Source organism: Alkanindiges illinoisensis (genome assembly GCF_004377485.1).
In the GTDB taxonomy this organism is placed as follows: domain Bacteria; phylum Pseudomonadota; class Gammaproteobacteria; order Pseudomonadales; family Moraxellaceae; genus Alkanindiges; species Alkanindiges illinoisensis_A.
The window spans coordinates 73,839-96,243 of the sequence record NZ_SNTY01000006.1 but is presented as its reverse complement, the minus strand read 5'-3'; the positions used below and the strand labels follow the sequence as shown (position 1 = coordinate 96,243).

The 22,405-nt window shown below is 46.3% G+C and carries 17 protein-coding genes and 1 pseudogene; 8 read left to right on the top strand and 10 right to left on the bottom strand.

Annotated features, from left to right (window positions below; genetic code table 11):
• Positions 1–313: 313 nt before the first annotated feature.
• Complete coding sequence (locus E2B99_RS01350; RefSeq protein ID WP_134243205.1) at positions 314–1,918, bottom strand: isocitrate lyase; 1,605 nt, start codon at positions 1,916–1,918, stop codon at positions 314–316.
• A gap of 142 nt (positions 1,919–2,060) precedes the next feature.
• Here E2B99_RS01350 and E2B99_RS01345 point away from each other — a divergent pair, with 142 nt between their 5' ends.
• The gene (locus E2B99_RS01345; protein ID WP_026471295.1) at positions 2,061–3,047 is read left to right on the top strand and encodes a LysR family transcriptional regulator; all 987 of its coding nucleotides are present in this window, start codon (positions 2,061–2,063) and stop codon (positions 3,045–3,047) included.
• A gap of 84 nt (positions 3,048–3,131) precedes the next feature.
• Here E2B99_RS01345 and E2B99_RS01340 read toward each other — a convergent pair.
• Positions 3,132–4,142, bottom strand: a pseudogene (locus tag E2B99_RS01340) (AI-2E family transporter).
• Between the two features lie 234 nt (positions 4,143–4,376).
• On the opposite strand from E2B99_RS01340, the gene E2B99_RS01335 reads away from it, so the two are divergent.
• The gene (locus E2B99_RS01335) at positions 4,377–5,678 is read left to right on the top strand and encodes a hemolysin family protein (protein WP_134243204.1); all 1,302 of its coding nucleotides are present in this window, start codon (positions 4,377–4,379) and stop codon (positions 5,676–5,678) included.
• 161 nt (positions 5,679–5,839) lie between these two features.
• Here the strand turns inward: E2B99_RS01335 and E2B99_RS01330 are convergent, their stop codons facing one another.
• From E2B99_RS01330 to rplU, 7 genes are all read right to left on the bottom strand, one after another.
• Positions 5,840–6,058, bottom strand: coding sequence for a DUF378 domain-containing protein (locus tag E2B99_RS01330; protein ID WP_134243203.1), 219 nt, complete (start codon positions 6,056–6,058; stop codon positions 5,840–5,842).
• Between the two features lie 345 nt (positions 6,059–6,403).
• Positions 6,404–7,777 carry a siroheme synthase CysG gene (cysG, locus tag E2B99_RS01325; RefSeq protein WP_134243202.1) on the bottom strand — a complete coding sequence of 458 codons (1,374 nt, stop codon included), beginning with the start codon at positions 7,775–7,777 and terminating at the stop codon, positions 6,404–6,406.
• Between the two features lie 47 nt (positions 7,778–7,824).
• Complete coding sequence (serS, locus tag E2B99_RS01320; protein ID WP_134243201.1) at positions 7,825–9,096, bottom strand: serine--tRNA ligase; 1,272 nt, start codon at positions 9,094–9,096, stop codon at positions 7,825–7,827.
• A gap of 120 nt (positions 9,097–9,216) precedes the next feature.
• A complete protein-coding gene (locus E2B99_RS01315; protein ID WP_076879442.1) occupies positions 9,217–9,600 on the bottom strand; it encodes a hypothetical protein in 384 nt (127 codons plus the stop codon).
• A gap of 228 nt (positions 9,601–9,828) precedes the next feature.
• The gene (gene lolA / locus E2B99_RS01310) at positions 9,829–10,545 is read right to left on the bottom strand and encodes an outer membrane lipoprotein chaperone LolA (protein WP_134243200.1); all 717 of its coding nucleotides are present in this window, start codon (positions 10,543–10,545) and stop codon (positions 9,829–9,831) included.
• Positions 10,546–10,810: 265 nt separating this feature from the next.
• A complete protein-coding gene (gene rpmA / locus E2B99_RS01305) occupies positions 10,811–11,062 on the bottom strand; it encodes a 50S ribosomal protein L27 (RefSeq protein ID WP_026471303.1) in 252 nt (83 codons plus the stop codon).
• Between the two features lie 20 nt (positions 11,063–11,082).
• On the bottom strand, positions 11,083–11,394 hold the full coding sequence (gene rplU, locus E2B99_RS01300; protein ID WP_026471304.1) for a 50S ribosomal protein L21: 312 nt from the start codon (positions 11,392–11,394) through the stop codon (positions 11,083–11,085).
• Positions 11,395–11,768: 374 nt separating this feature from the next.
• On the opposite strand from rplU, the gene E2B99_RS01295 reads away from it, so the two are divergent.
• From E2B99_RS01295 to adeC, 6 genes are all read left to right on the top strand, one after another.
• Positions 11,769–12,755: a polyprenyl synthetase family protein gene (locus E2B99_RS01295; RefSeq protein ID WP_134243199.1), complete on the top strand. Its 987-nt coding sequence runs from the start codon at positions 11,769–11,771 to the stop codon at positions 12,753–12,755.
• 45 nt (positions 12,756–12,800) lie between these two features.
• Positions 12,801–14,855, top strand: coding sequence for a site-specific recombinase (locus E2B99_RS01290; RefSeq protein WP_134243198.1), 2,055 nt, complete (start codon positions 12,801–12,803; stop codon positions 14,853–14,855).
• Between the two features lie 358 nt (positions 14,856–15,213).
• Complete coding sequence (locus E2B99_RS01285) at positions 15,214–15,753, top strand: phosphatase PAP2 family protein (RefSeq protein WP_240687683.1); 540 nt, start codon at positions 15,214–15,216, stop codon at positions 15,751–15,753.
• Between the two features lie 2 nt (positions 15,754–15,755).
• Positions 15,756–17,015, top strand: coding sequence for an efflux RND transporter periplasmic adaptor subunit (locus E2B99_RS01280; protein WP_134243196.1), 1,260 nt, complete (start codon positions 15,756–15,758; stop codon positions 17,013–17,015).
• Between the two features lie 13 nt (positions 17,016–17,028).
• Positions 17,029–20,175 carry an efflux RND transporter permease subunit gene (locus E2B99_RS01275; RefSeq protein ID WP_134243195.1) on the top strand — a complete coding sequence of 1,049 codons (3,147 nt, stop codon included), beginning with the start codon at positions 17,029–17,031 and terminating at the stop codon, positions 20,173–20,175.
• A gap of 2 nt (positions 20,176–20,177) precedes the next feature.
• Positions 20,178–21,680, top strand: a complete 1,503-nt coding sequence (gene adeC, locus E2B99_RS01270) for an AdeC/AdeK/OprM family multidrug efflux complex outer membrane factor (protein WP_134243194.1) — start codon at positions 20,178–20,180, stop codon at positions 21,678–21,680.
• A 119-nt stretch (positions 21,681–21,799) separates the two neighbouring features.
• On the opposite strand, the gene E2B99_RS01265 is transcribed toward adeC, so the two are convergent.
• Positions 21,800–22,006, bottom strand: a complete 207-nt coding sequence (locus tag E2B99_RS01265; RefSeq protein WP_134243193.1) for a hypothetical protein — start codon at positions 22,004–22,006, stop codon at positions 21,800–21,802.
• Positions 22,007–22,405: the final 399 nt, after the last annotated feature.

The window sequence follows — 22,405 nt, the reverse complement described above, 5'->3', positions numbered from 1 at the left end:
CACACAAGTTGTTCTTTACAATCTTTTAATGAATCAATCCACCAATCTCTTGGTAAATTCACAACACCTCGTCAGTGTTGTCTAAATCAGAGCGCGTATTCTATATCATATTCGCTCTTTGTCAATCCCAAATTTAGATTTATTTTCAGAAAATTATTCGTTTTAATTTTCTTTAAATGCTTCATTGCTTGGGGAAATCTATATTATCGTATTTGTAGTTTTTTGCAAGTGGTTTTGATAACTTTTTTATCTTTGATAGATAAAAAAGCCCTACTCTTACGAGCAGGGCTTTTTAGTGAACTTGATTCGCGTCTTAATGAGCAGCGAACTGGTTCATGGTGTTTTTGCTGTCATCACCGGCTTTCAGTGCATTGTCACCAGCGAAGATTTCTTTGTGATCATCACCGATGTCAGAACCAGCCATTGCCTGGTGTTTAACACAAGCAATACCGCCGCGGATTTCTTTACGCTGAACACCAGCTACATAAGCCAGCATACCTTCTTCACCAAAGTAACCTTTTGCCAGCTCATGAGTAGACAGCGCAGCAGTATGGTAAGTTGGCAGAGTGATCAGGTGATGGAATACACCAGCTTCACGAGCAGCATCAGCCTGGAATGTACGGATCATTTCGTCAGCAACCTGAGCCAGCTCAGTTGTATCATAATCAGCGCTCATTAGTTTAGCGCGATCATAAGCAGATACGTCTTTGCCTTCAGCAACAAAGCGGTCATAAGCCTGTTGACGGAAGTTCAGTGTCCAGTTGAATGATGGGCTGTTGTTGTAAACCAGCTTGGCATTTGGAACGATTTCTTTAACACGGTTAACCATGTGAGCGATTTCAGCAACGTTTGGCGTTGGAGTTTCGATCCACAGCATGTCAGCGCCGTTTTGCAGGCTAGTTACACAGTCCAGAACAACACGGTCAATCTGGGTGCCTTCACGGAACTGGTACAGGCCAGAAGCCAGACGAGTTGGGCGATGCAGCTTGCCATCACGCTTGATCAGGATTTCGTCGTCCTGAGCTTCAGAGATGTCGATTTCCTGAGTGTCCAGGTAGCTAATGTATTGAGAAGCCAGGTCACCTTTTTCTTTAGAAACAGGGATTTTCTGGGTCAGGTCAGCACCTTCAGAGTCAGTACGGGCAACGATAACGCCGTCATCAATACCCAGTTCCAGAAATGCATAGCGAACTGCATTGATCTTGGCCAGGAAGTCTTCATGAGGAACAGTTACTTTACCAGCTTGGTGACCACATTGCTTGGCATCAGAAACCTGGTTTTCGATCTGGATAGCAGCAGCACCAGCTTCGATCATTTTCTTGGTCAGCAGGTAAGTTGCTTCTTCGTTACCAAAACCAGCGTCGATGTCGGCAATGATGGGCACAACATGAGTTTCAAAGTTGTCGATCTGGCTTTCCAGTTCTTTAACTTTAGCGCTGTCACCAGCAGCCTCAGCTTTTTGCAGGGCGCGGAACAGGTCGTTCAGCTCTTTGGCATCAGCTTGACGCAGGAACGTATAGATTTCTTCGATCAGCGCTGGCACAGAAGTTTTTTCGTGCATAGACTGGTCAGGCAGAGGACCAAATTCAGAGCGCAGGGCAGCTACCATCCAGCCAGACAGGTAGATGTAACGTTTGGAAGTAGTACCAAAGTATTTTTTATTGGCAATCATTTTCTGTTGCGCAATAAAACCATGCCAGCAGCCCAGAGACTGGGTATATTTGCTGCTGTCAGCATCGTATTCAGCCATGTCCTGACGTAGAATAGCAGCTGTATACTTGGCAATATCCAAACCAGTACGGAAACGGTTTTGAACGATCATGCGCGCAGCGTCTTCTGGACGAATCGCATTCCAAGTACCGCCTAGTTTGGCTTTAACGCCACGAACGTGCTCTAGAGCTGATTGATAGGTTCCCATGACATTTTCCTGTCTTGAATGTTGGAAGTAATAAAGCCCTATTCTAAAAAACAGATAAATATAGTGCTTTACTGATGGGCTGAGTCTACTTTTTATGCCATAATTTAGCTAATTTATCATTTTAATCTTCGGTATTTATTTTATGAATCTTGAGCGCGTCGATTTAAATTTATTAATCTATCTCGATGTTTTACTTAGGGAAAAAAATGTAACGCGTGCGGCTGAACAGCTTGGTGTTACTCAGCCAGCCATGAGTAACATTTTACGTCGCTTGCGCACGCTGTTTAATGATCCCCTCTTGATTCGCTCATCTGAAGGAATGACACCAACCGAACGGGCGCTGGAATTGCAGCCCCGTATCCGTGATGCACTGTCTGATCTGTCGATGATTCTGGAACCACGTACTGAGTTCAGGCCATTTAGCAGTTCGCGGGTATTTCGGATTATGACCTCGGATTATGCTGAAGCTACACTGGTGCCTAAGCTGGTTAAAGCAATGCGCAGTGAAGCCCCGAATGTGGTACTGGACTTTTTGACGCCCAGTGATGTGTCGTATCGTGACATGGAACAGGGCAAGGTTGATCTGGCCATTAACCGGTTTAATGAAATTCCACAAAGCTTTCATCAGGTGCTGGTATGGCGCGACAGTTTTAGCTGTTTGCTGAGTGCTAATCATCCAGCAGTTGATCATTTAAGCCTGAAAAGCTATCTGGAAGCACAGCATATCTGGGTATCCAAAACCGGGATGGGCGTTGGGTTTGGTGTTAATCCGGAGAAGTCTGGCGGTCTGGGCTGGATTGATCAGGCACTGGAACGAATTGGCCAGAAGCGCAAGATTAGTGTGTTTACTCGGCATTACCAAATGCCTGCCCTGCTGGCGTCTAATGTTGACTTGATTGCTACCTTACCAACCCGGATTGCCCGGTTACAGGCTGAAAACCTGAATCTGGTGATTAAGGAACCGCCATTTTATATTCCGGAATTTGAGCTAAAAATGGCATGGTGTCCGCTATTACATCATCACCCGGCGCATCGCTGGTTGCGCCAACTGATTATGTTTGTGGCTCGGCAAATTATTGATGAGGAACAACGTGAAATGCTGGCCTTGCAGCCACGGCTTGAACCCTGAGGTTTTTTGGTTTTAAAAAATTCGGGCAGATTTTTTCTGCCCTTTTTTAATAATGGAACTGCTTATTCAAAAATTTAAAAAAACTTAAATCAGCCTGGCCTGTTCAAGCTCACTTTTAAGATAGGCATAATAGATTGGAGCGGCTACCAATCCTGCAACCCCAAATGCGCCCTGAAATACCAGCATGGCAATCAGTACTTCCCATGAATTGGCCCTGATTTTAGCACCAACAATTTTGGCATTTAAAAAGTATTCAAACTTGTGAATTAGAATCAGGTAAATCAGGGTAATTACAGCCACTGATAATGAAACGGTCAGGCCAGCAATAAACACTAGCGTATTGGACACCAGATTTCCAACCACAGGTAATAAGCCTAGAACAAAGGTTAGGATGACCAGTGTTTTGGCAAAAGGCAGATGCAGGCCAAAAATTGGCAGTAATACCAGAATGAACAACCCTGACAAGATGGTGTTGATGGTTGAGATTTTAAGCTGGGCAAATACAATATTGCGAAAGGCATTGGCCAGTGTCGTAATCCGGTTGATGAGTTCAGTTTTAAATAATGGTGGTTCCTCACGTGGCATCACATGATGTAATGACACAATGGCACCCAGCACCATGCCAATCAGCATGGTAATAAAAGCATGCAACACATACTTGCCCGTATATTGCAGTAAGCCAATATTACGCTGCACCCATTGCATGATCTGGTTTTTCAGCTCTTCCACGCTGTTGGGCAGGTAACCCGGCAAATAAACCGCAAGCTGGGTTTGCAGATCCTGAAGCACCAAAGTGATCCGGTGACTCAATGCTGCTGCGCCACGTACATCCTGAATGATAAAACCAATCAGACTACCCACACTGACAATCAAGAAAGCCATGACGATCAGGCTTAACATGGCCACTACCGCCAGTCTGGCTCGCCGTCCATAAATAAATTTTTCAAAATATGGCGTGAGCGCGTTGACCATTTCATAGACTAGAAAACCGGCAATAAATCAGGACAACAGATGCAGTGGAATAAGCAGCAACAAGCCAGTTCCCATAATAATATAACTGGCAATCAAGGCCTGCTTTTGGTTTAACAGTGGCATTACATACATCGCCCTTAATTAGTTTTTGACAAAATTTTTCTTGTGGAATGTCAGATTGAATGTAGCCTATTTGCCGCTAAAAAGCTGGATTTTAAGGCACAAAACACTACAAATATTGGAATATACAAGCACCCGGGCCTTTAAGATATGATAGGGTAAGCTGAATCAAAGTGTTAGACGGTTTTTATTACCCCTTAGCACTAATGATCAGGTCGATAATAATCAGGTGTCGTCGTGAGCTTATTGCAAAATTTTACTGTGATTGCTGTGCTGGTGATGGCATCAGCATTTTTATCAATCTCCGAGATTGCTTTTGCGGCTGCCCGAAAACTCAAACTAAAACTGCTGGCTGAAAGTGGCGATCACAATGCCATAAAAGTGTTGGCCTTGCAGGAACAGCCGGGAAATTTTTTTGCAACAACCCAGATTGGTTTAAATGCAGTTGCTATTCTGGGCGGTATTCTGGGTGAGTCGGCGTTTCGGCCTTATTTTGTAGAACTGGTTGGGCTGGTTTATCGTGGACCATTTACCCAGACCATTGGCTTTACGCTGTCTTTTGTGTTCGTTACTTCAATTTTTGTACTATTTGCCGACCTGATTCCAAAAAGGCTGGCCATGATTGCCCCAGAACGGGTAGCACTGGCTGTGATTAACCCTATTAATGTGTTTATCAAAATCTGCAAGCCGCTGGCGTTTTTTATCAATATGCTGGCCAATATCCTGTTCCGGCTGTTCAAGGTCAATATGACCCGGGACGACAACCTGACCTTTGACGATATTTCCGCCATTGTGGATGCTGGCGCACAAGCCGGTGTATTACAGCAGCAGGAACATCACTTTATTGAAAATGTGTTTGAACTGGAATCGCGCACTGTCCCCTCCTCCATGACTACACGTGAGAATGTGGTATTTTTTTCCATTAAGGAAAGTGAAGACAGCATTCGCAAGAAAATTGCCATTTATCCGCACTCCAAGTTTCTGGTCTGTAATGAAGATATTGACCATGTGATTGGCTACATAGATACCAAGGATATTTTGATCCGTATTTTAAATAACCAATCGTTATTACAACTCAATGAAACCACCATTCGCAGTGTACTGACCATTCCGGATACGCTGACTTTATCTGAACTGCTGGATCGTTTCCGCTCCACTAAGGAAAAGCTGGCAGTGGTGATTAATGAATATGCGCTGGTGGTTGGCCTGATTACCTTAAGCGATGTGATGAGTACGGTGATGGGCGACTGGGTGAGCCCGATGCAGGATGAACAACAGGTGGTCAAACGCGATGATCATTCGTGGCTGATTGATGGCGGCACCCCGATTGAAGACTTAAAGCGGGCACTGGATCTGGATGTACTTCCTGAAGAAGGCAATTATGAAACCGCTGCGGGTTTTATTATGTTTATGCTACGCAAAATTCCCAAGCGAACCGATTTTGTTGAGTATGACGGCTATAAATTTGAGGTTGTTGATATTGACCATTACAAGATTGATCAGCTGCTGGTCACACAAGTCAGCGAGCCGCTGATATAAACCGATAATATAAAAAACCCAAATAACTTAGTGATTGTTCTCCTTAAAACCCGTCTATAAAAAATATGAAAAGGACTGATTTCGGTTTAATAAAATCAGTCCTTCTCAGCCATTATTTTACTGGCAATTTTGACAGTCTAAAACTAAATGGCTTGATTCGCTTAATGCGCTACATCATGGTGTGTACGCAATTTGGTACCTGTGTAAATCAGGTAAATTGCTGAGATACCAACAAGAATATAAACAATACGTGACAATAAACTCATTTCACCGAAAATTGCAGCCACCAAATCAAAGTTGAACGCCCCAACCAATCCCCAGTTTAAGCCACCAATAATCGTTAAAGCGTAGGCTATCCAGTCAATGGTATTTAATCTCATGATCTTCTCCTGTTCAGTTGAGCATTTAGTATGCTGATCATTAAAAATTATTATGTTGGGTTGATGATAATAGACAGTTTATTGTGTGAAGTTTGTGTGGTGTTTCAGCTATAAAACTTTAGTTCTATTATTTTTTCTTTAATAACGATAATTATCAGTTAAATAAAAGAATTTATTTTTTATCTCAAGACACATCAAGATATTTTTTGAATTTCTGTTTTAGATCACTAAAATTAATTTTATAGATCTACTTTTTATAATTATTAAAGTTACTGCTAAAGGCAGGCTAGACAATATGCCCAGCCTTTATTCTCTATATTAAATTGATATTAATATTTAGGCTGCTTACATCCACTTTAACTTATCCCTGAGCTTTACCACCTCACCAATAATGGTTAATGTTGGCGCGGCAATGCCACTGCCCTCTACCTTGGATGCAATGTCAGCCAGCGTACCAACCACTACAGTTTGTTCTGGTGTTGTCCCTTTGGACACCAAAGCAACGGGCATATCCGGGCGCTGGCCATGTGCAATGAGTTGCTGGCAGATTTTTTCCAGACCGACCAAGCCCATATACAGTACCAGTGTCTGGTTTTCATACACCAGTTCATTCCAGGGCAGTTCAGGTGAACCTTCCTTTAAATGGCCAGTCAGAAAACGAACGCTTTGCGCATAATCCCGATGGGTTAGTGGAATACCTGCGTAGGCGGAACAGCCCGATGCTGCCGTAATACCGGGTACCACCTGAAACTTGACCTTGGCAGCGAATAGCTCTTCAATTTCTTCACCACCACGGCCAAAAATAAACGGATCACCGCCTTTAAGACGGCAGACCCGTTTGCCCTCCTGCGCCAGACGCACCAGCAATGCATTGATGCCTTCTTGCTGCACCGCATGATTAGAGCGGGCCTTGCCCACATAAATCCGGTCTGCATCACGGCGACATAAATTCAGAATGGGTTCGGATACCAGACGGTCATAGACGATCACATCAGCTTGCTGCATCAGCCGCAATGCCTTGAACGTGAGTAAATCTGGATCACCTGGCCCGGCACCAATCAAATAAACCTCACCGTGTGGCTCTTGCCAGCTTTCCATAAATTCAGGCATGGCAGCGCTGGCCTGCTTTATATTACCAGCCAGTACCTGCTCAGCCACCGGACTGGTATACAGCTTTTCCCAGAACACCCGGCGTTGGTCGGGATTGGCAATTTTTTGTTTAACTGCTGGACGCCATTGCCCTGAGAAAGCCACCAGATCACCCAGACGCGCAGGCAAAATGCCTTCAATTTGCGTGCGCAGCTGACGTGCCAACACTGGTGATGCGCCCCCAGTTGCAATGGAAATCAGTAAGGGTGAGCGGTCAATAATCGCTGGCATCATAAACCGGCAATGTGGCGGGTCATCAACCGAATTCACCAGAATATTTTTAGCTTCGCAGTCAGCAAATACCTGAGCATTAACCGTAGCATCATTGGTGGCCGCAATCACCAGACGATAGTGATTCAACTCAAGCTGTTGTGAATAGGCAGCAGGCAAATATTGGCCGTTGGTTTTTTCAACCAGTGCCTGTAGCTGTGGCTCAATAGTTGGTGCCAATACATCAATGCAGGCATCGGCATCAGCCAGCAGTTGTGCCTTGCGCCATGCAATATTGCCACCTCCGACAATTAAACAGCGCTGCCGGGAAAGCTTTAAGGTAATTGGCAATAAATCCATGACGCACTCACTATCGGGTTGGCACTAAAAGGTCAATTGATAAGCGGTTAGTCAATACGTTGTAAGCCACCCATATAAGGTTGCAAGACTTTAGGCACAGCAATACTGCCATCGGCCTGCTGATAGTTTTCCATAATGGCGAGCAGCGTACGTCCTACCGCAAGACCAGAACCATTCAAAGTATGTACCAACTCTGTCTTTTTCTCACCACTACGATAGCGTGCACTCATGCGACGTGCCTGAAAATCACCCATATTGGAGCAACTGGAGATTTCACGGTAGGTATTCTGGCTAGGAATCCACACTTCCAGATCATAAGTTTTGGTTGCCCCAAAGCCCATGTCGCCACCACACAGCAAAATTTTCCGGTAAGGCAGCTCAAGCAATTGTAAAACGCGCTCTGCATGGGCAGTCAGTTCTTCTAATGCATCAAAAGAGTGCTCTGGCTTGACAATCTGCACCATTTCGACCTTTTCAAACTGATGCTGACGAATCAGGCCACGGGTATCACGGCCATAGGAACCAGCCTCACTACGAAAACACGGGGTATGTGCTGCATACTTTAAGGGCAAACGGTCTGCATCAATGATTTCATCACGCACAAAATTGGTGACAGGCACTTCTGCAGTGGGAATTAGATAAAATTCTTTTTCACCTTGCAGTTTAAACAGGTCTTCTTCAAATTTGGGTAACTGACCTGTACCACGCAAACTGTCGCTATTGACCAGAAAAGGTACATACGCTTCGGTATAACCATGTTCAGTGGTGTGTAAGTCCAGCATAAACTGGGTCACTGCCCGTTGTAGACGTGCCAGCGGACCTTTTAATACACTAAAGCGGGAACCGGTGAGCTTAGTGGCAGTTTCAAATTCAAGTCCACCCATCATTTCGCCAATATCGGTATGATCCTTAATCTCAAAGTCAAACTGACGTGGCGTCCCCCAGCGCAGCACTTCGACGTTATCGCTTTCATCCTTGCCTTCCGGTACAGATTCATGCGGAAGATTTGGAATATTTAAGGCTTTTTGTTCAATGTCTTGCTGCAAGCTGGCCAGTTCAGCCTCGGCAGCTTTCATTTCTTCGCCCACTGCCTGCATGCGTGCCATTAATTCAGAAGCATCGCCACCTGATTTTTTAATCTGTCCAACCTGCTTGGCACCCTGATTGCGTTCAGCTTGCAGGTTTTCGGTTTTTTGCTGGATAGTTTTGCGGTGACTTTCCAGCGCATTCCACTCGGCAATATCCAGTTGAACGCCACGTTTGGCTAGTGCAGCATTAACGACATCAATATTGTTTCTTAATAATTTGGGATCAATCATGATTCATGGATAACAGCAAAAAGAGATTGCCGATAGTGTAAAGGCTAGACAATTGAAAATATAGTCTATTGCCTAGCTTTAATAGCGAGTCATGAAAGGTGAAATATTCTGCTTTTATTGCTATATCACTTGGTATTCTTTTAAAATATTTATAATTTGCGGCCATGTATATTTTTCACCAGGATCAACTGAAACAGCATCTTTGGAGCGACGATACTCACCATCATCAAATGCAAGAAAAATTGAATAAGCAGGTTCTAACATATCATGGGATAGGCTAAAGTCTATTAAGCATGCAAAAATACCATTCATAGCAATGTCGCAATCCTCATAATCACGTTTTTTTAAATAATAATCTAAAGCCACAGTCCTTGAAAATTCATTGAGGAACTCTGCTATTGATAAGTCATGAATGCGACAGATTTCTTTAATTGCGGCCTCCTGTAAGCCTTCCTGCTGAATTGTATAATTAATATAAAAGTGATAATCCATACTATTTTTCATTGATGAATCTCCCTGTTTTAATTGTCTAGGATATTAGATCTTTTGCGAAAGTCTGGTTTTGACAAGCTCAACCAACGCTGCCTGAGCCTGTCGAAGGCGAGTTGGTACAACTTATGAAAGAAGTCTATTGAATATATTTTAAAATTTATAGAACCAGTTGTTTCACTATCCGCGTTGCCTATAAAAAAGCCTGCTGTTTAAAGCAGGCTTCTTTTTATCTAAAACAATTTACTGATCAATAATATCGGTACCTTTCGGCGGCGTAAAATTAAATGCATTATTGCTCAGTGCCGGGTTTAATTTGACATTATTAAAGTTAATGGTGGTTTGCTGACCCAAGGAATCTTTTAAAATCATCTGAGCTGGTGCGTTATTAGTAAAACGAATTCCGAGGCTTTCAAACACGCCATCCTCACTTTTTGGATACAGCACAAAATAAGGCTCGCTTGCATTAGGCTGGGTTACCCGGAATGATTTCATAATGGTGCCGGGCTGCCCGGACAATAGCAGTGCTGGCGTATTGCCCACCTGCTCATCCAGATTCTGGCGTACAGCCTGCTCAAGATCAGGATCATAAATCCAGACTGTTTTGCCACTGGTCACAATGAGTTGTTTGGCAGGACTGGTGGTTTCCCATCGAAACTGGCCAGGCCGCTTTACCTGCATGGTGCCAACAAATTTCTGGTTCAAGTGGGTGCTTTTAAGGCCCTGATTGGCCATTGGTCGTGCGGGTGCTTTGCCACTTGCTTGCGTGGTTTGCACAAAACTGGCCTGCATACTGCCAAGACGTGACAGGTACTGGTTCAAACTGGCTGTAGCTGCACTTTCACTAATCTGATTACTATTCTGGGCAGGCGCTGCATAGGCACTGAAAATAACAGCAGGCGTGAAGAATACACTGGTGGTCAATAGTGTGGTAAGTAACGTATTTTTAATCGTTTTCATAAGATACCCTTAAAGCAATGTATTGATTCAACAACAGTAAATATGCCAATTAAACTGTGAATATTCTAGGTTACAACTGTGTATTGAATGGTAAAAATGTCAATGTTTTTCGAATGTTGAATAAAATGCAGCTTATTTATGAAATATTTTGTAATACCTTATCCACATTATTGGATTTGTTTATTTACCACAGAGAAATTTTAATGCTGAATAATAAAAAACCCGCTAGAGTAGCGGGCTTTTTATCTGTGTAGACAGTGAAATATTACACTACAGTCACGTAGCGACGGCCAAAAGCGCCTTTAACTTCAAACTTAACTACACCATCAGCAGTTGCAAACAGGGTATGGTCACGACCAAGACCTACGTTTGCACCTGGATGGAATTCTGTACCACGTTGACGCACGATGATGTTACCAGCAACAACAGTTTGACCGCCGTAAACTTTAACACCCAGCATCTTTGGATTGGAATCACGACCGTTACGTGTGGATCCACCAGCTTTCTTGTGAGCCATGTCTTATACTCCTCGTATGATTAGCCGTCGATACCGGTAATTTTCAGCTCGGTAAACCATTGACGGTGACCTTGCTGCTTACGGTAGTGTTTACGACGACGCATTTTAACGATGCGAATTTTGTCGTGACGACCATGACCAAGCACTTCTGCGGTTACGGTAGCGCCAGCAACTACTGGTGCACCAATTTGAATGCTGTCGCCATTTACAACCATCAGTACATCATCAAATGTAAGGGTTGAGCCAGTTTCAGCTTTTAACAGTTCAACTTTTAGCGTTTCGCCAATAACAACACGATGCTGCTTGCCGCCGCTTTGAATTACTGCGTACATGAATGTACTCCATCATGCCCGTGTCGTCGTGCCGATAACGGATTTTATCGATCTTAAAACGAACGCCACTGGGGGTACTTGCAAGGGGACGTATTTTAGGCAAAGGCTTGGGCTTTGACAAGGTCTTTTGTGGGCTTTTAACCATATTGCTGCTTAGGCTTTGGTTTTATTACCTTAATTAAAAATAAACTGTTGAATATAATACTGGAAGTTGTGTTTTTGTCTGGTTAGCATAACCTGCATATAGCAGTTGCTTGAGGGTTAGGACTTTAGGCAGGTGACAGCCTGACCGCTTGGTTTTTTGCAGCGTTTTTGGGTATAACAGTATTTAGCAGCTTATAAAATACAATGCATTTTTAGGGTTTTTAAAACACATGGTTGATTTCAAACAGGATATTCTTGCCCCTGTCGCTAGCGACTTTGCTGCAATGGATCATTTTATTCAAACTGGCATTAATTCCAAGGTGCCTCTGGTGATGTCGGTTAGTCGCTACGTGGTGGAAGCTGGTGGCAAGCGCATGCGTCCCCTGATGTGTCTGCTGGCGGCGCGTGCCTGTAGCAATGTGGATAACAATGTGAATAAAGAGGCCAGTTTGCGACTGGCAGCCATTATTGAAATGCTGCATACCGCCACGCTGGTGCATGATGATGTAGTAGATGAATCCGGCCTGCGCCGTGGTCGTCCAACCGCCAATGCCACCTGGAATAATGCAACGGCGGTACTGGTGGGTGACTACCTGATTGCGCGTGCATTTGACCTGCTGGTGAGCTTAAAAGACTTTACCTTATTGCAGGAATTTTCATCCGGTACCTGTGAAATTGCCGAAGGTGAGGTGTTGCAGTTACAGTACCAGCATAACCCGGATACCGATGAAGCCACTTACCTGAAAATTATTCATGGCAAGACTTCACGCCTGTTTGAACTGGCGACTGAAGGTGCTGCAATTCTGGCGGGTCAGCCGCAGCACCGTGCGGCACTAAAAGCCTATGCTGGGCATTTTGGTAATGCCTTTCAGATAGTGGATGACATTCTGGACTATACATCCGATGCAGACATACTGGGCAAGAACATCGGTGATGATTTAATGGAAGGCAAACCGACCCTGCCGCTGATCGCTGCCCTGATGAATGCAACACCTGATGAACAACAATTATTAAAAACAACCATACAAACCGGTGGCGTAGAATCGCTGGACCGAATTATCCGCATTGTGCAGGATTCTGGTGCGCTGGATTATTGTCGTAAGCGTGCAACGGAGGAGACGCATAATGCCGTTGCTGCGCTGGGCAGTCTGCCTGATTCAATTTATCGGCAGGCACTGGAGAATCTTGCCCGTTTAGCCCTGACCCGTATTAGTTAAAACCATTGATGCGTTATATTTTTTTATTCCGGAACCATGTCTGTTATGCATATTCAATTTCATGATCTGTTTGAGAGCATGGAGGCACAGTTAAAACAAGGAGATTTTACCCAAGCCACACCGGAAACGCTGGTTGAACTGGTAGCACGCCTGCGCCCAAAAGATGCCTATGATGAAGAAGAAATTCAGGATCGGCTGGGCGAGCTGATTGAGCTATTAATTACCAAGCCGCATCATGCCACCATATTGCATGACTATATTATGTTAACGCTGGCCAATTACCAGCAGATTAGCCTGTATGCGGACAGTACACTGCTGGGCAATGAAAGCTTTTTTAGTGAACTCACTCGGCGGATTGGCAATCATTTTCTGCCACCGCTGCGTGACCAGTCCCAGTTAAGCGACTTATTCCGCCAGGTTTTCTGTCACCGCTATGACCCGGTATGGCTGGATCATATTGATCTGGCCTGCTGGCAGGAGCTGATGACCCTGATTATCCAGCCATATGGACGAATTGACTTGCGGGTACAGGCACGCGAACAGGTACTGAATGCCATGATGGTGATTTCGTACCGGATTACGGCTTTAAGCCTTGATCCTGAATTTGCCCATGCCTATCCCGACCTGAATGAATATGAATCACCTTTTTTAATTCAAAACCGTGAAATTCTGGATTTTATCCAGCGCTATCGCGAATATACCTCAGAAGAAAACCTGCGCTGGCCGCCAATACTCCCTGATGAAAAACAGGCATTGGTGATGCTGGACCAATGTAGTGATGTACTGAGCCGTATCAAACGTGGTACGCGGCGCAGTGGGGTAAGCCTAAGCCTGACCAATATTTTACTTAAAATGGATCAATGTCTGACCCGCATTGAATTGCTGTTTTATTTATTACTGGATGATGCGATTCAGGTACAGGACTCGCTGATTGCCCTGCTACGCCAACTGAGCAAAACCCAACTGGATGCCACCAGTATTCGTGGGCTGGTGTCTGCCAATACCGAGTTGCTGGCCCGGCAGGTAACAGAAAATGCCAGTCGTACTGGCGGACATTATGTCAGTACCGACAAACAGGGCTTTGTGGACATGTACCGTTCGGCAGCCGGTGCCGGCATGATTATTGCCACCATGTCTACTCTGAAGATTCTGGCAGGCCGGCTAACACTGGCGCCGTTAAGTCAGGCATTTATTTACAGCATGAACTACTCGCTGGGGTTTATGCTGATTCATATCCTGCATTTTACTGTTGCGACCAAACAGCCAGCCATGACAGCTGCAGCACTGGCAGCTACTGTTCAGCAAAATATTGGCAACCGCGCCGCGCAAATGGCGGAGCTGGCAGAACTGACGGTCAACATCATGCGCACCCAGTTTGTGGCCATTTTGGGCAATATTTCAATTGCCATGCCCACCGCCTTTATTATTACCTCGTTCTGGCAGATGAGCACGGGGCAGCCGTTGCTCTCCCCGCAAAAGGCTGAATACCTGCTGCATAATATTAATCCGTTTACCTCATTGGCTATTCCGCATGCTGCCATTGCTGGCGTGTGCCTGTTTTTGTCTGGGCTGATTGCAGGCTATTACGACAACCTTGCGGTTTATCGCAAAATTGGGCCACGGATGCGCCAACACCCTAAACTTAATCAGTGGCTGGGGGCTGAGCGGCTGGATCGGGTGGCCGGATATATTGAATGCAACCTGGGCGCACTGGCCGGTAATTTCTGGTTTGGTATCATGCTGGGCAGTGTTGGCACCATTGGCTTTATTTTGGGGTTGCCCATTGATATTCGCCATATTGCCTTTTCGTCTGCCAACTTTATTCAGGGTCTGATGTGTGTCAATGGCATGCCGGATATTGGTTTGGTGGTGGTGTCATTTCTGGGGGTTATGCTGATTGGCTTAACCAACCTGCTGGTGAGTTTTGGCTTGGCCCTGTTTGTTGCCCTGCGCGCGCGTCAGGTGAAATATGAGCAATGGCGTCCGCTGTTACGTCTGCTACTCACCCATTTTATGACCCGGCCTTCCGATTTTTTCTGGCCGCCTAAAGAAGAAAAGACCATAACTTCACTTGAAGATAAATCTTCATCTCACTTTTGAAAACTGCATTTCAGGATAACTTTCTTACAGTGCAGGCCGATTTTATAATTAAAAAATAACTGGTTACTTATTATTTTTTAATTATTTAAGTTATTTTTAAAAAATAGACTTGATTAAAGTGTACTGGCTGGTACAATTTTACTGCTTAGATGATGAATAATTATTTTTATGCTTAACGGTAAGCACAGTGAAAATAACATTGGGTAAAAATTTAGGGCATGCTGCATCGGCCAGATTATTTATGGTTGTAGTTTTGGCTGGCATACTGTTTATCCTTTCGGCAATTGCTGTCCAGTACCCCGCATTAACACAGTGGGAAACTGGCCTGTTATGGCACGTTCATACATGGCATAACCCCATGCTTGATCAACTGGCGCTGCTGCTGGCTTATCTGGGCGGTATGCCTGCCATGATCATCATCACGTTGCTGATCAGTCTAGTTGCCTTTTGCAAAAACCGTACAGATTTCAGCTGGTTTGCATGGGTTGCATTTGGTGGTGCTGTTAGTATGGGCTGGCTTTGTAAAGCTGGCTTTTCCCGTTTGCGTCCGGCAGTCTGGGAACAAATTGCACCTTTTTACGGGGATTCCTTTCCCAGCAATCACAGTTTATATGCCATGACACTGGCCGCAATATTAGGGGTTATGGCCTTTAATACACCGTGGCGAGCAGTAGTACTGTTCTTTGGTGCAGTATGGAGTATGGCGATGGGGCTATCCCGTCTTTATCTGGGGGCACACTTTCCAACCGATGTACTGGCAGGCTGGAGCCTTGGCATTGCCTGGTCAGGTTTGCTCTGCTGGTTGTTTATTCATTTTAATTTTTTCCGGTTTGATCCTTTTCAACCAGATCATTTTCAACATCGCGCCAGCAATTCTGCTGGCAATCATGAGGTGTAATTATGTTGTTAGCAAAACAATGGGCGCGTGTGGCGGTGTACTCGACGTTAGCTGCCAGCGTTGCGCTCACTGGCTGTAATAAAAAAGAACAAACAGGCGGTGGTGCAGCGGCAGCAGGAGCGCAGCAAATGCCGCCTCCTGAAGTCACTGTGGTGGTGGCACAAAAACAGGCCGTAGAACAAACGGTTGATCTGGCTGGCCGTACAGCCGCCTACCAGATTTCCGAAGTACGTCCACAGGTGAGCGGGATCATACAAAAACGCCTGTTTGTGGAAGGCAGTTATGTTCGGGAAGGCCAGCCGCTGTATTCCATTGATGCCAATACCTATCAGGCTACGGTGAGCAATGCCCGTGCTGCACTGAATCGCCAGATTGCCAACCTGAATGCGCTGAAGGTGAAGGAAAACCGCTATAGACAACTGGTAGGCACCAATGCCATCAGTAAGCAGGAATACGATGATGTTGCCGCACAGGTAGCACTGGCTCAGGCCGATGTAGCTGCCAGCCGTGCCACACTGGAAAATGCCAATATCAGTCTGGGATATGCCACAGTACGTGCGCCAATTTCCGGCCAGACCAGCCGCTCCAATGTAACTGCTGGTGCGCTAGTGACCGCCGGACAGGCTGACCCGATGGTCACGGTACAGCAGCTTGATCCGATTTACGTGGACATTAGCCAGTCTAGTGCCGACCTGTTGCGTTTACGCCAGCAAATGAATCAGGGGCAGCTGTCCGGTGCTGATAGCAGCGCCCGTGTCAAGCTAACCCTTGAAGATGGCAGCACCTACCCTGTTGAAGGCCGTCTGGCGTTTTCCGGCGTGAGTGTTGATCCCAGCAGTGGTGCCGTGACCTTGCGCGCAATTTTTGCCAACCCGTCTCACCTGCTCTTGCCGGGCATGTATGTGACTGCCAAGCTGGTACAGGGTGTAAACAACAATGCCTACCTGATTCCCCAGCAGTCTGTAATGCGTACTCCGCAAGGACAGGCCACTATTTATGTGGTTAGTCCTCAGGGTGAAGTCCAGCTAAAGGATGTTCAGACTGCAGGCACACAAGGTGATAAATGGATTGTAACCAGTGGCGTTAATGACGGTGACCGTGTAATTTATGAAGGCATTTTGAAAGTAAAACCGGGTGCCAAGGTAAAAACAGTGCTGGCAGGTTCCAGTCCACAGGGTGCAGCATCTGCTGGCCAAACCAACAATACCAGTCAGCCAGCCCAGAAAGCTGGACAAGGCGCTGGTACATCTGCTCAATCTTAAGGAGCGATGATTCATGTCTCGTTTTTTTATTGATAGACCCATTTTTGCATGGGTTATCGCCATTATTATGATGCTGGCAGGGGTGCTGTCCATTTTCAGCATGCCAGTATCACAATATCCCAGTATTGCACCGCCCAACATCGCAATTAATGCGTTTTATCCCGGGGCGTCTGCAAAAACGGTTGAAGACTCGGTTACCCAGATTATTGAACAGCAAATGAAAGGGCTGGATGGTCTGAACTACATGACGTCCACCAGCTCATCCGATGGTGCGGTATCGGTTTCCTTGAGCTTTATGGCAGGAACAGATCCGGACACGGCGCAAGTACAGGTACAAAACAAGCTACAGTCTGCCATGGCGCTGTTGCCACAGGAAGTACAGCGTCAGGGCGTTACGGTCAACAAGTCTGCCCGTAACTTTATGATGGTACTGGGCTTTATATCAAAAGATGGTTCAATGACCAAAAATGATATCAGCGACTATATGGTATCCAACGTGGTTGACCAGCTTAGCCGTGTGGAAGGTGTCGGTGAAGTTACCGTGTTTGGTGCACAGTATGCCATGCGCATCTGGATGGACCCTGCCAAACTGATGAGCTATCAGTTGATGCCTTCGGACATCAGTACAGCCATTCAGGCACAAAACGCACAGGTATCAGCAGGTCAGCTGGGCGGTTTGCCAGCGGTACAAGGTCAGGCCTTAAATGCCACAGTAACAGCGCAAAGCCGTTTGCAAACTCCTGATGAGTTCCGCAATATCCTGCTCAAAACCATGCCTGATGGTGCACAGGTGCTGCTAAAAGACGTGGCACGGGTTGAGCTGGGCAGTCAGGATTACAACATTAGCTCATTTTATAATGGTAAACCTGCGGGTGGTCTGGCGATTCGTCTGGCAGCCGGTGCCAATGCGTTAAATACGGCTGAAGCGGTTAATCAGCGTGTGAATGAACTCAAAGCCTCTTTCCCGGCAGGTCTGGACGTGGTGGTGCCGTACGACACGACCCCGTTTGTGAAGCTATCAATTGAGGAAGTGGTTAAAACGCTGATCGAAGCCATCATTCTGGTTTTCTTGGTGATGTTCCTGTTCCTGCAAAGCTGGCGTGCCACCATCATTCCAACCATTGCCGTACCGGTGGTCATTCTAGGGACGTTTGCCATCATTAACCTGCTGGGCTTTTCCATCAATACCCTGACCATGTTTGGTATGGTACTGGCGATTGGCCTGCTGGTGGATGACGCCATTGTGGTGGTGGAAAACGTTGAACGGATCATGAGCGAGGAAAAGCTAGGGCCGCGTGAAGCTACCCGTCGCTCAATGGATCAGATTACCGGCGCATTGATCGGGATTACAACCGTATTGTCTGCGGTATTTATTCCAATGGCCTTTTTTGGTGGCTCAACCGGGGTAATTTACCGTCAGTTCTCAGTCACGCTGGTCACCTCGATGGTGCTGTCAGTGATTGTGGCACTGATTTTAACGCCTGCCCTGTGTGCTACCATTCTTAAACGTGCCGATGCAGACCATCAGGAACGTTCCGGCTTTTTTGGCTGGTTTAACCGCACGTTTAACAAGGCCAGTCATCGCTACCAAAATGGGGTGGGTTTTCTACTCAAGCGCAGTGTATGGTTGGGTCTGGTCTACATAGCTGTGATTGGTTTGCTGGCTATGGTGTTTATGCGCCTGCCTTCGGCTTTTCTGCCGGAAGAAGATCAGGGCATTATTATTTCCATGGTGCAGCTGCCAGCTGGCGCAACACAGGAACGCACTCTCAAGTCACTTGAGCATGTCCAGAACTACTTTTTGAATAATGAAAAAGATCTGGTTCAGGGTGTCTTTACAGTTGCTGGTTTTAGCTTTAGCGGAACAGGCCAGAACTCAGGGATTGCCTTTGTGCGCTTAAAAGACTGGGATGAGCGTCAGGCTGATGAGCAAAAAGCCAAAGCCATTGCAGGCCGCGCCATGGGTGCATTCTCGCAGTTTAAGGATGCCATGGCATTTGCCTTTACGCCGCCTGCGGTGATTGAACTGGGTATTGCCGGTGGCTTTGACCTGCAGCTCAAGGATATTGGCGGCATTGGCCATGACAGGCTGATGGAAGCCCGTAACATGCTGCTGGGTATGGCCAGCCAAAGCAAGGCCGTGGTGGGAGTCCGTCCTAACGGGCAGGAAGACACACCACAGTATAAGGTCGATATTGACTATGCCAAAGCTGGTGCACAGGGCGTTAGCGTTGCAACCATCAACAGTGTATTAACTACTGCCTGGGGTGGCAGCTATGTTAATGACTTCATTGACCGTGGCCGCGTAAAACGGGTTTACCTGCAAGGTGAAGCCAACTCACGCATGAATCCTGATGACCTGAACAAGTGGTATGTCCGTAACAGCAATGGCGACATGGTACCGTTTTCATCCTTTGCTACAGGTCGCTGGACCTACGGTTCACCGCGTCTGGAACGCTACAATGGCTCACCATCGCTCAACATTCAGGGCAATGCGGCACCGGGCTTAAGTACCGGGGAAGCCATGGCAGCCATGCAGGAAATGATTGCCAAGTTGCCCCCAGGCGTAGGTTATGAGTGGACAGGCCTGTCCCTTGAAGAACAAACCTCTGGCAAACAGGCGCCATTATTGTATGCACTGGCAATTATTGTGGTGTTCCTGTGTCTGGCTGCACTGTACGAAAGCTGGTCTGTGCCTTTTGCGGTGATGCTGGTAGTGCCCCTGGGGATTCTGGGCGCAGTGCTGTTTACCCGCTTTGAAAACCTGAATAATGATATTTACTTTCAGGTGGCGATGCTGGCGGTGATTGGTCTTTCGGCCAAGAATGCGATTCTGATTATTGAATTTGCTGAAGAACTGCGTGAAAAAGGCCAAGGTCTGGTTAGTGCCATTCTGGAAGCCGTCCGCCTGCGTTTGCGGCCAATTATCATGACCTCGCTGGCCTTTGGTCTGGGTGTGGTGCCACTGGTACTCAGTAATGGTGCGGGTGCGGGTAGCCAGAACGCGGTAGGTACAGGTGTGCTGGGTGGCGTGATTTCAGCCACATTCCTTGGTATCTTCTTTATTCCCATTTTCTATTTCTGGGTGCGCAGCCTGTTTAAGGGCAAAACGCTTACACCAGAAGATCATCGTATTACTGATCAGACTCAGGAGCCTTAAGCATGCGTTTAACAGGGTCAACTTATGGTCGGGGACTGGCGCTTGGTGCGCTGGCTCTGGCAATTGCAGGTTGTCAGAATCTGCGTGGGCCTGAGCCAGGTTCATCGGTTGCTGTACCCACGGTATACCAGAACCTACCGGATGGTTATGAAGGCGCCAATGGCCCCACCATTGCATCGCAGGGCTGGCAAGAGTTTTTCAGTGATAGTCGCCTGCATCAGCTCATTACGCTGGGCCTGGCGAATAACCGCGACCTGCGTACTACCGTGCTAAACATTGAACGGGCACGCCAGCAATACCGCATTAGCGATAATGCCCTGCTGCCGACTGTCAATGCCTCCGCATCGGCGACCCGACAGGAAACCACACAAGCACCTGATCCCTACACCACCTATTCTGTGGGACTTGGGGTCACGGCTTATGAGCTGGATTTCTTTGGACGGGTGCGTAATTTGCGTGATGCTGCACTGGATACCTTTCTGGCCACTCGCAGTGCGCGCGATGCCACGCAAATTAGCCTGATTGGCCAGATTGCTCAGGTATGGACTGCTATTTCCTATGATATGGCGCAGTTGCGATTGGCCGAGCAAACCTTGAAAGCACAGGAAGAAGCCTATCGCCTGAATAGTCGTCGCTTTGAAGTGGGTATAGACAGTGAAGTTACTGTGCGTCAGGCGCAGATCAGCGTTGAAACAGCGCGTAATGACGTTGCTGCCTTCAAGACCCAGATTGCACAGGATCGCAACCTGCTGGAGCTGCTGGTTGGTCAGCCAATCCCAGCAGACCTGCTACCAACCACACAAATTGACCAGATTACCCGCAATACAGTATTGGGTGCTGGCCTGCCGAGTGACTTGCTGCAAAACCGGCCTGATATTACCAATGCCGAGTATCAGCTACGTGCAGCAGGCGGTAATCTGGGTGCAGCACGGGCACGCTTGTATCCCAGCATTAGCCTGACCGGTTCTGCGGGTCTGGCCAGTACGGATTTGTCTGATTTGTTCAAGAGTGGTTCATTTGTCTGGAGTATTGGCCCGCAACTGGACTTGCCAATTTTTGATGCGGGCACCCGTCGCGCCAATGTCAGGATTGCCGAAGTGGATCAGGACATTGCACTGAACAATTATGAAAAATCCATTCAAACCGCATTTCGTGAAGTCAAGGATGTGCTGGCTACCCGCGCCACCATCAATGATCGCTTGAGTGCGCAAACCCGTTTGGTAGAAGCCACCAATACCAACTATCGCTTGTCAAATGCACGCTTTAGGGCAGGTATTGACAACTATCTGACAGTACTGGATGCCCAGCGTAGCCAGTATGCCGCACAGCAGGCCTTATTGTCTTTGCAGCAGGCTAATCTGAACAGCCAGATCAATCTGTATAAAGTACTGGGTGGTGGTATTCAGGCGTTTTCAGCTACCAATACTAATGCAGATAGCGCCGTAGTAACACCTGCAAATCCAACCGCTGCCCCATTGGCTAGCACAACATCCACAGCTCCTTAATGGGTGTTGATGTAATGTATTAATGACAGACCATAAAAAACGGGACGCATTGTCCCGTTTTTTATTGCCCGCAGCTATGCCATTGATAATGTGTTTAGGCAGCAGATGGACAAATCATATTAATGTTGCGGATGCATCCAGCGGCTCTGAAGCCATGCCCCGGGTTTTTTTAGTTTGTCGGTAAAGTTTGCATGGCGGTATTTCCAGGCATCCTGCTGACAGCGACGACAAACCGGAAAATCATACTTCCCTTGGGTCGGATAAAGCACCGTATTGTAATCACAATTGCGGCAAACAATTTTTAAGGGTAATACTGGAAATGTCATTTTCACATGCCCCTGATTTATAACCAAATTAGCCAGCATACTTTTAGTAATAAATGGCGATTACTTAGAAGAACATCCATATTATTAACTAGCATTTTTTAGCCGTAGTGTTATGACACCACGCTTAAGCAATCCCATCCTGATCTTAATAAAACTTATTAAGTAAAACTTTGCTATAACATTTTAATAAGTTTTAGGCGAAACAAATCTACTTAAAATATTTTCTTTAAGCAATAAAAACATCTAACACAAACAACCATTTGTCTTTTTAATAAACATTTCAGTGAACAAATGTATTCTTATGTAATTTTACTTCAATTTAATATTTAGCTTAGCTTAATAATAAATTTACTAGGTTACCTGTAAAATTGATTAATGGTTTTCACATCAGAATGTAGA